The organism is Natronorubrum halobium (genome assembly GCF_051351675.1).
Taxonomy (GTDB): Archaea; Halobacteriota; Halobacteria; order Halobacteriales; family Natrialbaceae; genus Natronorubrum.
In genome coordinates this window covers 4,129,588-4,143,023 of sequence record NZ_CP195595.1, presented here as the reverse complement: position 1 = coordinate 4,143,023, position 13,436 = coordinate 4,129,588, and the positions used below count along the sequence as shown (strand labels likewise).

Here is a 13,436-nt window from a genome sequence, read left to right as displayed (position 1 = left end):
AAGGCTTTTGCACCCGTCCGGAATATCCTCGATCAATGCGGGAGCTTCTCGTCATCTATCTCAAGGGCTTCTCGATGGGTGCGGCCGACGTCGTCCCGGGCGTCTCGGGCGGGACGATCGCACTGATCGTGGGTATCTACGATCGAATGATTCAGGCGATCACGGCGATCGATCCGCGGGCCGTTCGGCCCGCGTTGCGTATTCACGAGCCCGAGGCTCGAGCGGAGCTTCGATCGGCAGTCGACCGAATGGACATTCCGTTCCTGATCGCACTCGGGTTGGGCGTCGCGACGGCGATCGTGATCCTCTCGCGGGTGATGCACGCCGCGGCGACGTCGTACCCGGTGCCGACGTACAGCTTCTTCTTCGGGTTGATCGCCGCGTCGGCGGTCGTCCTCTACGGCGACGTCGAATCGTGGACGCCGGGACGACTCCTCATTTCGGCCGTCGCAATCGTAATCGCCTTTCTGGTGACGGGGGTGACCGCGAGTGGCGCGTCCCACGGTCCGCTCATGGTCTTCGCCGCCGGCGCGGTTGCGATCTGTGCGATGGTGCTGCCGGGCGTCTCGGGGGCGTTCTTCCTCCTGATTCTCGGCCAGTACGAGTACATGACCGGCGTGTTGAGCGAGTTCGTCGACGGGATGCTCGGGCTGCTCACCGGCGACGCGCTCTCGCCCGTGCTCGACGCGGGTACCATCGTCGCCGTTTTCGGCGTCGGCGCAGTTATCGGGCTGTTCACGATGGCGCACGCGGTGGGCTACGCCCTCGAGCACTACCGGGCCGCGACGCTCGCCTTTCTGGTGAGTCTGATGGTCGGCGCGCTCCGATTGCCGGTCGAAGAAGTGGTCGGGAATCTCGGTGAGACGGCCTTCGGAACGCCGACTATCGCCGTTGTCGCCGGTGTCGTCGGCGCGGGTTCCGTCTTGCTCGTCGATCGGTATACCGACGACCTCGAGTACTGACTCGGGTTAGCTCGGCTCGTCGGTTGCGGTCGCGTCGCTAGTTTCGTCGTCGACGCCGGGTTCGTCTCTGGCCGGGCCCAGCGCCCGGAACGCGATCGTCGGAAACCGCGGAACGACGGCACTGGGACGCCGCCCGCTTCCGTTCGCGGGGAGGGGAACCCGTTCGATGACGCCTCGATCCGCGAGTTCGTAGAGGAACCGTTTGACCGTCCCCGCGGTCAGCGAGGAGCGGTCGGCGATCTCCGCCGCGACCTCGCGGATGGGACGCTCGGCCGAGTCGACGGCGACGAGGTCCAGCAGTACCCGCTGGCGCGTTTCCGAGAGCGCGAGCACCCGATCCAGGTGGACGCCGTCGTCGGGAACGTCGGCTCGAGCCGTCTCGAGGTGGTCGTCCTCGATCCGTTCGCTGCCGTCCTCGGTCGCGAGGACGGCGGCGCCGAACAGGGCCGCGAGCGCGTCGTGCGCGTTGCCGTCGGCCCACATCGCCACCTCGCGAATCGGTTCGTGGTCGAGGACGCCGGCGGCGAGGCCCGTCGAGGCGCGGTCGGTGATCACGTCGACGAGTTCGTGGTGGCGGTACGCCGGCACGGGAACGGTGGGGTTGTCGTCCGACCAGCCGTCGGGGACGCGCTGGCCCACGGCGACGGTCGACACGCTGTCGGCGACCGGCTCGAGCAGTTCGCAGACCCGGCCGTAGGAGAGCGTCTCGGGCTCGTCGTGATGGTCGATCGCGACGACCGCGCGGCGGTCCGGTCGGGCGACTCGCTCACCCAACCGTTCGCGCAACTCGCCGGTTCCGACGCCGCTCTCGGGGACGGGATCGGTCGAAACCACCGATAGAACCGCCCGGTAGAAGGCGAAGGCGCTCCCGACGCGTCGCGCGTCGACGTAGACGAACCACGTCACCGGTTCGGTGCTTCCCGCACGCGTCGTCGTGCCGATCGCTTGCGTCGACTCGCTGAGGCGGTCGTTCAACGCGTCGAACAGCGCGGTGACGATGGCGGACGTTCCCGAGCCCGTCGGCCCGACTACCGCGACCGGTGACGGCAACTCACCGTCGAACACCGGCTCGAGTTCGTCGAGCAACTGTTCCAGAACGGGACCGCGGCCCACCGGATCCGGCCGGTGGACGACCGGGCTGAGGTGGTTCCGGTCGACGACGACCGTCCGTCCCTGTCGCGCTGATCGTCGCCGAGCGATGCGTTCGTCCAGATCCATCCCTATGCCTCCCGTGTCCCGCGGTCGTTCGACTCGAGCGGCGTGCCGAGGAGTGCCGACTCGAGCACTTCGAGCGTGTGCTTGATCTCGTAGCCGGTGCCGTGGCCCATCTGCATCGAACAGGTCGGACACTCCGTGAGCCCGGTCTCGGCCGCCGACTCTTCCATGTGGTCGAACATCTCCTCGCCGATCTTCATCGACGTCTCGTAGTTCTCTTCCTTCCAGCCGTACGTGCCGGAGATCCCCGAACAGGAATCGCCGACGTCGTGGGCGTCGATGCCCTCGATTGCTCCCACCACTTCGATCGTCTGTCCATCGAGGCCCTGGTTACGTGAATGACACGGTGCGTGGTAGGCGACGTCCTCGCCCTCGACCGAGGTGCCCTCGAGTTCGCCCTCGAGATCCTCGTGAACCCGGAGATACTCGACGGCGTCCCAGGTGTTCTCGGCCACCGTTTCGGTGTTCTCGAAATCGAACAGTTCGGGATACTCCTGGCGCAGCGACATCGAACAGGAGCTACAGGAGGCGACGATATCGGCGCCGTCCTCGATGGCCGCGGCGAGTTCGCGGACGTTGGTCTCGGCGGCCCGACGGGCGTCCTCGAGCATCCCGTTGGCGAACATCGGTGTCCCCGAACAGGACTGATCGGGGACCATGATCTCGTAGCCGAAGTGTTCGTAGACGCGGACCAGCGCCTTCCCGACTTCGGGGGTGTTGTAGTTCGAGTAGCAGCCGTGGAAGTAGGCGATGCGCTTGTCGGGGTTTTCGACTTGCGCGCCACCTCGCTTGGTCCACCACTCCCGAAACGTCTCGGTCGCGAACTCGGGGAAATCCCGCTCGCTCGTGATTCCGAGCGTCTTCTCGCCCAGCCACTTCGTCACGGAGAGTCCCATCACGAAGTTTGCCGTCCGCGGGAACGTCGCCGCCAGCGGCGCGAGTTGTCGGTAGTTCGCGAGCATCCGGTTGCGCCAGTACTCCCGGGAGAGTTTGCTCATGTTCTCCTCGACGTACTCCGCACGCGCCGTGTTGTGCATCTGCGAGAGCGGGACCTCGGAGGGGCAGGCGCTGTCACAGCGCATGCAGTTCGAACACTTCATCACCGAGTCGTCGATGTCGTGGTCGTCCTGGCGCTTGAGACGCCACTGCTCGGGTCCCTGGAACTTCGGTCCGGGGAACTCGTCGTCGACCTCGGCGACGGGACAGTTGGTGTCGCAGGTCGAGCACTTGTAACAGTTGTCCGCGCCCGGCCGGAGGTCCATCTCTTCCGCCTCGGGGAAGACCTGAATCGGTTCGAACTCGTCGTCGCCCGGTACGTGGTCGTCGGTCGGTCGTTCTGCGTCGCTCATAAAATCGAGATCACCACAGTCGGTCGGTCGGTATCGCTCGAGTCGCGCGGTCGGAGCGCCGGTCGCGAGTCGGTCGCGCTCATCGCTCCGCCTCCGTTCCGGCCCGCGTCCCCGCGACGTACCCCGTCGCGAGGGAGACGCCGGCACCGGACTTCTCGGCCGCGAAGTCGTAGCCCCCCAGTACGGCACCGGCCGCTCGCAGGTTCGAAAACTCCGGCTCGTCGTCCGCGTCGAGCGGCCGGAGCTCGCGGTCGGGTGCGAGACCGAAGCGCGCGTAGGGCTGTTCGCCGAAGACGTCGTCGACGAACCAGTCGTAGCGGTCCGAAGCGTGGGGGACGTAGCAATCGAATAGCGGCTCGAACACGCGCTCGCGCTCGGAGCGGACGCCCTTGCCGACCAGTCCGCCCGTCGCGAGGACGTACTGATCGGCGCGGTGGGGAACCATCGTTCCGTTTCGGTCGACGACGACGTGATCGATCCGGTCGCCGTCGCTCGAGTCCGTTTCCCCCTCGGCCGCAGTCTCGTACTCGACCACGGGAACGCCCGACGTCATCCGGACGCCGGCCTCCTCGAGCGCGTTGTACAACAGATCCTCGAGTCGCATCCCCGGCAGACTCGGCGGCCCCATCGGGACCTCGAAGACGTCGACGCCGAGTGCGTCCTCGAGGGCTGCCCGAACCTCGTCGGCGTGATCGTCGCCCAGAATTGCGGGGAATCCGACGCGGGACTCGTCCTCGAGGTGCTCGTAAACGGTCGTCGCGAGCGCGTTTCGTGCGCCGGTCTCTCCGTCGCCCGTCGCCACCGATTCGTCGTGATCGAGCAGGTGGGCGTACCGCGTCACCTTCGCGTCGTCCCGGACGATGCCGGGGAACGAGACGGTGACGCCGCGAGCCGAAAACGGCGCGCCGGCGGCCTCGAGGTGGTCCGCGGCCAGCGGGGCCTCGAAGTCCGGCAGGGTCTCGAAGCCGACGAGTAAGGTGTCTCGAGCGTCGCTCGCCAGTCCGGCGGCCGTCGAGACGGGGTATCGCGCGGTCGGCTTGACGGTGCCGCCGTGGGTCGGAACGAGCGCGTTCGCCTCCGTGTGCGACCCCGCGTACGTCTCGCCAGCGATCTCGTCGAAGAACGCGAGCGCCTCGCGGACGGCCTCGCTCCCGACGCGTTCGTAGGGGTGGCCCTCGGGAAGGTCGGGGAGCGCCTCGAACGGATCGACCAGCGGTCCCTCCCCGTCCGGCGTGTATCCGATCACGTCGATCAGTCCGCTCGCGTGCCGGAGCGTGCTCTGCTTGTACGTGACGAGTCGAACTCGGACGTCCCGCTCTGCGGCCGCGAGCGCCGCGCTCGCGCCGGCGAGTCCGCCACCGATGACGAGCACGTCGTCTTCGATCGCCATCTCAGCGATCACCTCCGCCGTCCGCACGCATTTCCGCCGCCGGACGGCCGGTATCGAAGGCCTCGTACTCGAGTGCGTCCGGGTCGTCCGCGTTCGCCGGATCCCGATCCCGGTTCATCGTCGTCGCGTGTAGCGCGTAGTTGAGCATCGCCTGCGAGAGCTGTTCCCCCCAGAGGGCGTGGCGTTCGCCCTTCCAGCGCTCCTGGAAGAGTTCGTCGAGCGACGCGCGGACCGTCGCCTCGTCGTACTCGGGGTGGAGTTCGTTGGCCATGTTCGCGCAGCAAAAGCCGCCCTGACAGTTGCCCATCGAGGCGCGCGTGCGGATGCGGACCGCGTTCAGGTCCGATCCCGACTGGGAGATCGCATCCTGGACTTCCGCGCGCGTCACGCCCTCACACTGGCAGATGACGGGGTTCGCTTCGTCCGTTCCGAGCACGTCGCTCGCCCGACTCCCGAGTCGTTGCGTGCTTCGACGGGCGACCGGCGAGCGGAGACCGAAGTCGTCCATCCCTCGCTCGAGGGTCTCGATATTCTCGCTGCCGGGTAGCGGTTCGTCGGCCGTCGCACAGGAGGCGTTCACGCCCAGCTTGTCGCAGACGTGGTCCGATATTTCCTCGGCCATCGCGCGGTAGGTCGTGAACTTGCCGCCGACGATGCTGGACATCCCCGTGACACCGTCGCGGTCGTCGTGATCGAGCAGGAAGAAGTCCCGCGTGATGTCCGTGGGGTCCTGGGTGCCGGTTCCCGGCGGTTCGTACAGCGGTCGAACGCCCCAGAACGAGCGAATGGTGCGGGCCTCCTCGAGGATCGGAACGAGCTCCGAGAGGGTGTCGATCATCTGGTCGACCTCCCACTGCTCCTCGGGGTAGTCGTCCGGATCCGAGACCTCCTCGTCCGTCGTGCCGAGGATCGCCGTCGTCTCGTGGGGGACGATGATGTCGGCGTCGCCTTTCGGTCGGCAGCGGTTGACCACGGTGTCGACCTGCCGGACGTTCATGATCGTCATGACGCCCTTCGACGGTCGGACCTCGACGTCGAGGTCGGCCATCGCGCCGATCTGTCCGGCCCACGCGCCCGTCGCGTTGACGACGTACTCGGCGGTAATCTCCTCGGTGGTCCCGGCGGCGTTGTGCGTTCGTTTCCCCGGCCCCGATTCGTGGCGCACTTCGACGCCGTAGATGTCGTCGCCGTCGCGCAGGAGGTCCACCACTTCGGCGTGGGTCTCGACGCGTGCGCCGTGATTCTCGGCGTCGAGCGCGTTCGCGACGCAGAGTCGGAACGGGTCGACCGCGCCGTCGGGAACCTCGATCGCGCGTTCGACGTCCTTTGCGAGGTACGGTTCGACCTCGCGGGCTTCCCGGCCCGAGAGGACGCGCGCGGGAATCCCGCACTCGCGACAGCCCTCGAGTTTCTCCCGGAAGTACTCGTCCGAGTCCTCCGGTCGCTGGACGAACAGGCCACCCGTCAGTTCGACGCAGTGACCCGCGATATCCCGGAGGATCTCGTTCTCTTCGATACACTCGGTCGCACTGGCCTGATCCGACACGGCGTACCGCCCACCGCTGTGTAAGAGGCCGTGCATGCGGCCAGTCGTCCCGTCCGTTAGGTTTCCTCGTTCGACGAGGGTTACGTCGAGCCCGCGCATCGCCAGATCCCTGGCGATACCACAGCCCGTCGAACCGCCCCCGAGAACGAGAACCTCGGTGTGGTCTGCCATCCCTTCGTTCGTACCTAGGTCCCCCTACTCTTTATTTTATCGACGGTCGACCAACGGCCATAACATCTGTTAGAATGTGATAGGTAGTAACACGAGAAAGCGTTGGTTTCCAGTCAAAAACGCTCGGAAAACCCCGAACCATCGGCCAGTTGTGTCGCAGAGAAGCAAGAAAACCCGGCGTGATGGGGAAATTATGAATGTAATATTATGTTTGTAGTAACATTTATAATGATAGTGGATATTGTTTACCAGTATCACGCGACCATCAGTAAACTCGCGTGGACAGCCTAAGGGGTGACTACCAGTGACAGACAATACCTACGTCGGTGCGGTAGATCAAGGAACGACCGGGACGCGTTTCATCGTATTCGATCACGGTGGACAGGTCGTCGCGAACGCGTACGAAAAACACGAACAGATTTATCCGGAACCCGGCTGGGTCGAACACGACCCGACGGAGATCTGGGAGAACACGAAGAGCGTCATCACGCAGGCGCTCGGACAGGCGGGCATCAGTCCCGACCAGCTCGAGGCCATCGGCGTGACCAACCAGCGCGAAACGACGCTGCTGTGGGACGCCGACTCCGGGCGGCCGGTTCACAACGCCATCGTCTGGCAGGACCGACGAACGACCGACCGCGTCGAACAGCTCGAAGAAGACGGCCTGGTCGGAACGATCCGTGAAAAGACCGGCCTCGAGGCCGACGCCTACTTCTCCGCGACGAAAGCGGAGTGGCTGCTCGACAACGCCGATCCGATCAAACTCGAGCGCTCGCGTCCCGAGGACATCCGCGACCGGGCGGAGAAAGGCGAAGTGCTCTTCGGTACCATCGACACGTGGCTGATCTACAACCTCACGGGCAATCACATCACCGAGGTCACGAACGCCTCGAGGACGATGCTCTACAACATCCACGACCTCGAGTGGGACGACGACCTGCTGGCGGAGTTCGACTTTCCGAAAGCGATGCTCCCCGAGGTCCGCCCGTCCAGCGACGACGACACCTACGGCGCGACCGACCCGGAGGGCTTCCTCGAGGCCGAGATCCCCGTCGCGGGCGCGCTCGGCGACCAGCAGGCGGCCCTGTTCGGCCAGACCTGTTTCGACGCCGGCGACGCGAAGAACACCTACGGCACGGGCTCGTTCTTCCTGATGAACACCGGCAACGAGGCCGTCGAGAGCGACCACGGCCTGTTGACGACCATCGGCTTCCAGCGCTCGGGCGAGGACGTTCAGTACGCGCTGGAGGGCTCGATCTTCATCACCGGCGCCGCGATCGAGTGGCTCGAGGATCTGACGCTGATCGACGATCCGGCGGAGACGGCCGAACTCGCCCGCAGCGTCGACTCGACGGACGGCGTCTACGTCGTGCCGGCCTTCACGGGCCTCGGTGCCCCCCACTGGGACCAGCGCGCACGCGGTACCATCGTCGGGATGACTCGCGGCACGCGCAAGGAACACGTCGTCCGGGCGACGCTCGAGTCGATCGCCTACCAGACGCGCGACGTCGCCGAAGCGATGGAGGCCGACTCGGGCATCGAGATGACGAGTCTGAAGGTCGACGGCGGCGCGGTCAAGAACAACTACCTCTGTCAGCTCCAGTCGGACATCATCGGCTCGGAGATCGTTCGCCCGGTCGTCGACGAGACGACGGCACTCGGCTCGGCGTACGCGGCCGGACTGGCCGTCGGCTACTGGAGCGACGTCGACAGCCTGCGCGACAACTGGCAGATCGACCGCGAGTTCGAACCCGAGATGGACGGCGATCAGGCTGACGAGCAGTACGGCCGCTGGCAGGACGCCGTCGAGCGGTCGCTCGACTGGGCCCGGGACGGCGGTGGTGACGAATGACGACGAGCGAACTCGTCGACGCGCTCTCGAGTCTCCCGGAGATCATCGCCGCGCTCGGCGGCGGTGCCTTCGGCGCGGCGTTCGGCCCGCTGCCGGCGTTCGTCTTCACCGGCTTCATGGTGATCGCCGGCGAGTCGGCCGTCCTCGTCGACGCCGACAGCGGTGCGATCACCGGGCAGGTCGCCTTCGGACCGGCGTTCTCCCCGGCGGTCAGTTTCGCCGGCGGTGTGGCTGCGACGGCCTACGCCGCGAAGAAGGGGTATATGGAGGGCTTCGAATGGGACTATCACCAGGCGAAGAACATCGCGCAGGCGCTCGGAACCAAACCCGATGTACTCCTCGTCGGCGCGGCCTTCGGTCTGCTCGGTTGGTGGCTGCAGGTCGCCTCCGACGTACTCGCGCTACCGTACGACCCCATCGCGATGGGTGTCGTGCTGTCGGCGATCTTCCACCGACTCATTCTGGGTTACAGCATCATCGGCAAGGTCCGCGGGAGCGGCATCCTCGACATGAGTCCGTTTGAACGGGAGGAACGCCGCACCTCGACGGACGGCGGTGAGCGAGTGGCCGATTCGGAACCCTCATCGGATCACAGCGTCGAGGGTGGTGAAGTCATCACGCCCGAGAAAGACGACGACGTTTCCGGCGAGGCGGCCGCCCCGTCGGGCCGGTTCGCCGTCGAACCGTGGCTCCCCCACCAGTACAAGTGGGGCCACGTCGCGACCCTCGGTGCGTTTGCCGGCATTCTGGGTGGCTGGATCGCCATCGCGACGCAGAGTCCGTTCCTCGCGTTCGGAGTCAGCGCGGCGTCGCTGCTGTTCCTCAACCTCGGCATCGAGAAGGTTCCGGTGACCCACCACATCACGCTGCCCGCCGGGACGGCCGCGCTGGCCGTGATGGCGAGCGGAGACGCCGTTATCGCCGGCCTCGGCCAGTCGGGTGCGTTGATCGTCGCGCTCGTCTTCGGCGTGATCTGCGCGCTGTTCGGCGAACTGTTCCAGCGCGTCTTCTACGCCCACGGCGACACCCACGTGGACCCACCCGCGGCGGCGATCGTCTTCGGGACGCTCGTCATCGCGCTCCTGTACTTCGCGGGCGTGTTCCCCGAGACGGTGTGGGTCCCGACGCTCTGAGCGGCTCTACGGCGCGTCAACTACCGACTTCGATTTTTTGATCGTCTCGTCGAACTCGAGTAGCCGCGCCGCCGTTGACACTCGAGTGCACCACCGGACGCTGTTCGAGTACCACTCCCGTCGTCGATACCCCTGCCGCCTCTCCGCCAATATCGCGTATCCACCAGTATCGCGGATCCGTCAGTATCTCGGATCTGCCAGCGTCGCGGCGACTTCCACACGCAGTTAGCCCGGACGGGATATCCGTCCGCTTTAGGCGACGGATACCGGATCTCCTCCCATGACAGCCGATCCGCCGCTGGTCCTCGACATCGACGGCACGCTCACCCGTCCCGAAGGGTGGGGTATCGATCCGCGCGTCTTTGATCCCATCCGCAACTGGGAGGCTCCCGTCGTGATCGCGACCGGGAAGGCGTTCCCCTATCCCGTCGCGCTCTGTCACTTTATGGCCGTTCCGGAACTCGTCGTCGCGGAGAACGGCGGCGTCGTCTACACCGGCGACGACGTCTTCTTCACCGCCGACCGCGAGGCCGCTCAGGCCGTCCTCGAGGACTACCGCGCCGCCGGCTACTCGTCCGGGTGGGGGCCGGAGAACACCGTCAACCGGTGGCGCGAGACCGAGATCGCGGTCAACTTAGAGCAGCCCGTCGGCCCGCTGCGCGAGATCGCCGCGAAACACGGCCTCGAGGTGATCGACACCGGCTACGCTTACCACGTCAAGGACACGAATTCGAACAAGGGCGACGGTCTCGAGACGATCGCCGACCGCGTCGGTATCGACCTCGGGGCGGCCGTCGCCGTGGGCGACTCGGTCAACGACGTTTCGACGTTCCGAGCCGTCGGCCGGAGTTTTGCCGTGGCGAACGCCGACGAGACGGCGAAAGCAGCGGCCGACGAGGTGCTCGAGGAGGTTCACGCCGATGGGACGTTGGCCGTGCTCGAGCGGGTCCGTGGGTCCGCGTGATCGCCAGCCCGCGGAGATCCTACCGGCGGACCGACCCACGGCCGGATGCGACACACAGAACGCTTTTCTTCCGACCGTCCAACCTCCACGTATGGTAGTCGACACCCTCGTCGCCGTCTTCGGCCTCGTGGTGGCGCCCGGACTCTTCGCCTGGACCTACCGTGACGCGACGCGTAACGAGGTCTCGAGGCCGCTGCTGTGGGCCGCCTTCTCGGGGGGTGCCGTCGCCGTCGGAGCAGCGCTGTTCCTGTTCACGTCCGCCCCGACGACCGGCGTCATCATGACGGCGAATACCGGCCTGGTGCTGTACGGCTTCGAGCGCGAAGTGACCAACGAGGACGACGAACCGGCCCATCCGGGCGAGTTGCCCGAGTAGGTCGGATTCGTCGCTCGACGACGGCGTTCTCGAAAATGACACCGCAACAAATATTATTTCGTTCTGAGAACACCGGACTGCATGCCCACCGTCAGTCGCCGGGCGTTCCTCGGCGTCGCCGTCGCCAGCGGCGTCGCTGGCTGTACGGATCTGCTCGGCCGCGATAGCGACGACGAGGACACGTCACCGGCCGACCGGCGGGTCTCTCCCTCGTACCGACCGGGGAGGGGCGAGTGGATTCGTTCGACCCGCTCTTTCGACAACGATATCGTCTCGCCGACGGCCCGGCCGCCACGGGACGAACCGAGCGAACGCTGGAGTGCTGGTGATTGCGGTTCCGTCCTCAGTATCGCCGTCTTCGACGGGGTCGTCTTCGTCGGCGGTCGCGACGGGGTCGAAGCCCGCCGACTCGAGGACGGCGATCTGCGCTGGGCCGACGACGGGGAAGCGTCCTTCGTCACCGTCGTCGACGGACGCTGTTACACCGCCAACTTGGAGGAACTGATCGCCCGAGACGCCGAGACGGGCGACCCGGTGTGGCGACACGAACCGGCCGATTCCAGTCCGCTACAGGCGTTTCTCGAGGTCGACGGGACGGTCTACTACACCGGCAACGGAGACCTACACGGCGTCCACGCCGATACCGGCGAGCACCGGTGGTCCGTCGACGGCGACGGCTACGGGGGAGGGGAAACGCTCGCCGTCGCCGACAGGGAACTCCACTGGACGACGCCGAGCGCACATCGCATCCTCGGCCCGAACGGTTCGGGCCGCCCGACGGAACGGCTGTCCATCTCGTTTGACGGCCTCGATTCGCACACGGTGCCGACAGCAACCGCTATCGTCGACGGAACTATCGCACTCGGCGGGCGGGCCGATGGTTCAGAGCCAACGCCGGTTCGGTCCCTGAAGCGGAGCGGACTCGTCTGGCAGCGGCCGTTCGAGCCGGCAGTGCAAACGCCCGCGATTCTCGAGGATCGGCTGTTGGTCACCGGCTACAACAACGGATCGGACGCGCTCGACGAGAGCACCGTGGCGGCGCTGAAGCCGGATACCGGCGAATCGATCTGGGAAACGACCGTTCCCGAACCGGTCGGACCGCCCGCAGTCGCCGACGGGACGATCTACGCGGGCGGTGGCAACCCCACCCAACCGGCGAGCGAGACCGGTCACCTGTTCGCCCTCGAGGCCGAGACGGGAGCCGTCCGCTGGGAGCACGAGACGGTCGGCGCCTTCACGGGTCACCCCCTCGCGCTCGTCGACGATGTCGTCGTCTTCGGGACGAGGGAAGGCGTCGTCGTCCTCGAGTAGCCTGGGCCTGGGCGCTCGGCTCACAACTCGCGATCCGACACCGACGCACGACACCACACACCTTTTGACTGTCCCCGTTCAAGCGTGGGCAACATGAGTAACTCCGCCGAGTCGGGCGTCGACGCTGGGACCGACGCCGACACCGACGAGGGCGACGACGACGGCGGTCCGATGCAGGTCTCGAGTCCGGACTACCACAGCGAGAACCACACGGCCGCCCAGACCTGCGGCTGGACGGCCAACGCCCTGCGCGGCGAGGGCAAGTGTTACAAGAACATCTACTACGGCATCGAGTCCCACCGGTGTATCCAGATGACGCCCGTCGTCCGGTGTAACGAGCGCTGCGTCTTCTGTTGGCGCGACCACCAGGGCCACTCCTACGAGATGGACGACGTCGAGTGGGACGATCCCGAAGCCGTCGTCGACGCCTCGCTCAAACTGCAAAAGCGGCTCCTCTCGGGCTTCGGCGGCAACGACGAGGTCCCGCGCGAAGTCTTCGAGCAGTCGATGGAGCCCCGTCACGTCGCGATCTCCCTGGACGGCGAACCGTCGCTCTACCCCTACCTGCCGGAACTCATCGACGCGTTCCACGACCGCGATATCACGACGTTCCTCGTCTCCAACGGTACCCGTCCCGAGGTACTCCGAGAGTGTGATCCCACGCAACTGTACGTCAGCGTCGACGCCCCCGAACGCCACACCTTCGACGAGGTCGTCGGCGCGATGGAAGACGACGCCTGGGAGAAGCTACTCGAGACGATGGACGTCCTCGCCGAGAAAGACGAGACCCGTACGGTGCTCCGGACGACGCTCGTCAAGGGCGAAAACATGCACCACCCCGACTGGTACGCCGGGTTCTACCAGCAGGCCGACCCCGACTTCATCGAGATGAAGGCGTACATGCACGTCGGCCACTCGCGGGGCCGACTCGACCGCACGGCGATGCCCGACCACGAGGAGGTCGTCGACTTCACCGAGCGGATCGGGGAGTACATGCCCGAGTTTACGGAAGTAAAGGACGTGCCGGCCTCGCGCGTCGCGCTCCTCTCGAAGACCAAAGACACCTGGGTCCCGAAACTGAAGAAGGACAGCGAGTTCTGGGAGCGCGATCCGGTCACCGGAGACTGAGACACCCCTCGACTGGCCCCTAACTCCCTACTGCTCGAA

General features: G+C 66.2%; 11 protein-coding genes. 7 read left to right on the top strand and 4 right to left on the bottom strand.

Annotation, left to right across the window (positions count from 1 at the left end; genetic code table 11):
* Nucleotides 1-35: 35 nt before the first annotated feature.
* Complete coding sequence (locus tag ACSFC7_RS20705) at nucleotides 36-962, top strand: DUF368 domain-containing protein (protein WP_436344700.1); 927 nt, start codon at nucleotides 36-38, stop codon at nucleotides 960-962.
* A 6-nt stretch (nucleotides 963-968) separates the two neighbouring features.
* Here ACSFC7_RS20705 and ACSFC7_RS20700 read toward each other — a convergent pair whose 3' ends face one another.
* The 4 genes from ACSFC7_RS20700 to glpA all read right to left on the bottom strand — a co-directional run bounded on the left by ACSFC7_RS20700 (nucleotide 969) and on the right by glpA (nucleotide 6,633).
* Nucleotides 969-2,180: a Cdc6/Cdc18 family protein gene (locus ACSFC7_RS20700; protein WP_436344699.1), complete on the bottom strand. Its 1,212-nt coding sequence runs from the start codon at nucleotides 2,178-2,180 to the stop codon at nucleotides 969-971.
* Between the two features lie 2 nt (nucleotides 2,181-2,182).
* A complete protein-coding gene (locus ACSFC7_RS20695; protein ID WP_436344698.1) occupies nucleotides 2,183-3,526 on the bottom strand; it encodes an anaerobic glycerol-3-phosphate dehydrogenase subunit C in 1,344 nt (447 codons plus the stop codon).
* A gap of 79 nt (nucleotides 3,527-3,605) precedes the next feature.
* Complete coding sequence (gene glpB, locus ACSFC7_RS20690) at nucleotides 3,606-4,916, bottom strand: glycerol-3-phosphate dehydrogenase subunit GlpB (RefSeq protein WP_436344697.1); 1,311 nt, start codon at nucleotides 4,914-4,916, stop codon at nucleotides 3,606-3,608.
* Nucleotide 4,917: 1 nt separating this feature from the next.
* Entirely contained in the window at nucleotides 4,918-6,633 is a 1,716-nt protein-coding gene (glpA, locus tag ACSFC7_RS20685; protein WP_436344696.1) for an anaerobic glycerol-3-phosphate dehydrogenase subunit GlpA, read from the bottom strand.
* Between the two features lie 304 nt (nucleotides 6,634-6,937).
* On the opposite strand from glpA, the gene glpK reads away from it, so the two are divergent.
* The 6 genes from glpK to twy1 all read left to right on the top strand — a co-directional run bounded on the left by glpK (nucleotide 6,938) and on the right by twy1 (nucleotide 13,397).
* Complete coding sequence (gene glpK / locus ACSFC7_RS20680; RefSeq protein WP_436344695.1) at nucleotides 6,938-8,485, top strand: glycerol kinase GlpK; 1,548 nt, start codon at nucleotides 6,938-6,940, stop codon at nucleotides 8,483-8,485.
* Nucleotides 8,482-9,618 carry a hypothetical protein gene (locus ACSFC7_RS20675; RefSeq protein WP_436344694.1) on the top strand — a complete coding sequence of 379 codons (1,137 nt, stop codon included), beginning with the start codon at nucleotides 8,482-8,484 and terminating at the stop codon, nucleotides 9,616-9,618. The genes glpK and ACSFC7_RS20675 overlap by 4 nt, the downstream gene beginning before the upstream one ends.
* Before the next feature lie 280 nt (nucleotides 9,619-9,898).
* The gene (locus ACSFC7_RS20670) at nucleotides 9,899-10,582 is read left to right on the top strand and encodes an HAD-IIB family hydrolase (RefSeq protein ID WP_436344693.1); all 684 of its coding nucleotides are present in this window, start codon (nucleotides 9,899-9,901) and stop codon (nucleotides 10,580-10,582) included.
* Nucleotides 10,583-10,673: 91 nt separating this feature from the next.
* Entirely contained in the window at nucleotides 10,674-10,958 is a 285-nt protein-coding gene (locus tag ACSFC7_RS20665; RefSeq protein WP_436344692.1) for a hypothetical protein, read from the top strand.
* An 81-nt stretch (nucleotides 10,959-11,039) separates the two neighbouring features.
* Nucleotides 11,040-12,269 (top strand): outer membrane protein assembly factor BamB family protein, encoded by a 1,230-nt coding sequence (locus ACSFC7_RS20660; RefSeq protein ID WP_436344691.1) that lies wholly within the window; start codon nucleotides 11,040-11,042, stop codon nucleotides 12,267-12,269.
* A gap of 93 nt (nucleotides 12,270-12,362) precedes the next feature.
* Nucleotides 12,363-13,397 carry a 4-demethylwyosine synthase TYW1 gene (gene twy1, locus ACSFC7_RS20655; RefSeq protein ID WP_436344690.1) on the top strand — a complete coding sequence of 345 codons (1,035 nt, stop codon included), beginning with the start codon at nucleotides 12,363-12,365 and terminating at the stop codon, nucleotides 13,395-13,397.
* The last annotated feature ends 39 nt before the right edge of the window (nucleotides 13,398-13,436 follow it).

Bases quoted from the DNA above. Each gene is read 5' to 3' on its own strand.
- ACSFC7_RS20705 (WP_436344700.1), top strand. From the start codon at position 36: ATGCGGGAGCTTCTCGTCATCTATCTCAAGGGCTTCTCGATGGGTGCG.
- ACSFC7_RS20700 (WP_436344699.1), bottom strand. From the start codon at position 2,180: ATGGATCTGGACGAACGCATCGCTCGGCGACGATCAGCGCGACAGGGA.
- ACSFC7_RS20695 (WP_436344698.1), bottom strand. From the start codon at position 3,526: ATGAGCGACGCAGAACGACCGACCGACGACCACGTACCGGGCGACGAC.
- glpB (WP_436344697.1), bottom strand. From the start codon at position 4,916: ATGGCGATCGAAGACGACGTGCTCGTCATCGGTGGCGGACTCGCCGGC.
- glpA (WP_436344696.1), bottom strand. From the start codon at position 6,633: ATGGCAGACCACACCGAGGTTCTCGTTCTCGGGGGCGGTTCGACGGGC.
- ACSFC7_RS20675 (WP_436344694.1), top strand. From the start codon at position 8,482: ATGACGACGAGCGAACTCGTCGACGCGCTCTCGAGTCTCCCGGAGATC.
- ACSFC7_RS20670 (WP_436344693.1), top strand. From the start codon at position 9,899: ATGACAGCCGATCCGCCGCTGGTCCTCGACATCGACGGCACGCTCACC.
- ACSFC7_RS20665 (WP_436344692.1), top strand. From the start codon at position 10,674: ATGGTAGTCGACACCCTCGTCGCCGTCTTCGGCCTCGTGGTGGCGCCC.
- ACSFC7_RS20660 (WP_436344691.1), top strand. From the start codon at position 11,040: ATGCCCACCGTCAGTCGCCGGGCGTTCCTCGGCGTCGCCGTCGCCAGC.
- twy1 (WP_436344690.1), top strand. From the start codon at position 12,363: ATGAGTAACTCCGCCGAGTCGGGCGTCGACGCTGGGACCGACGCCGAC.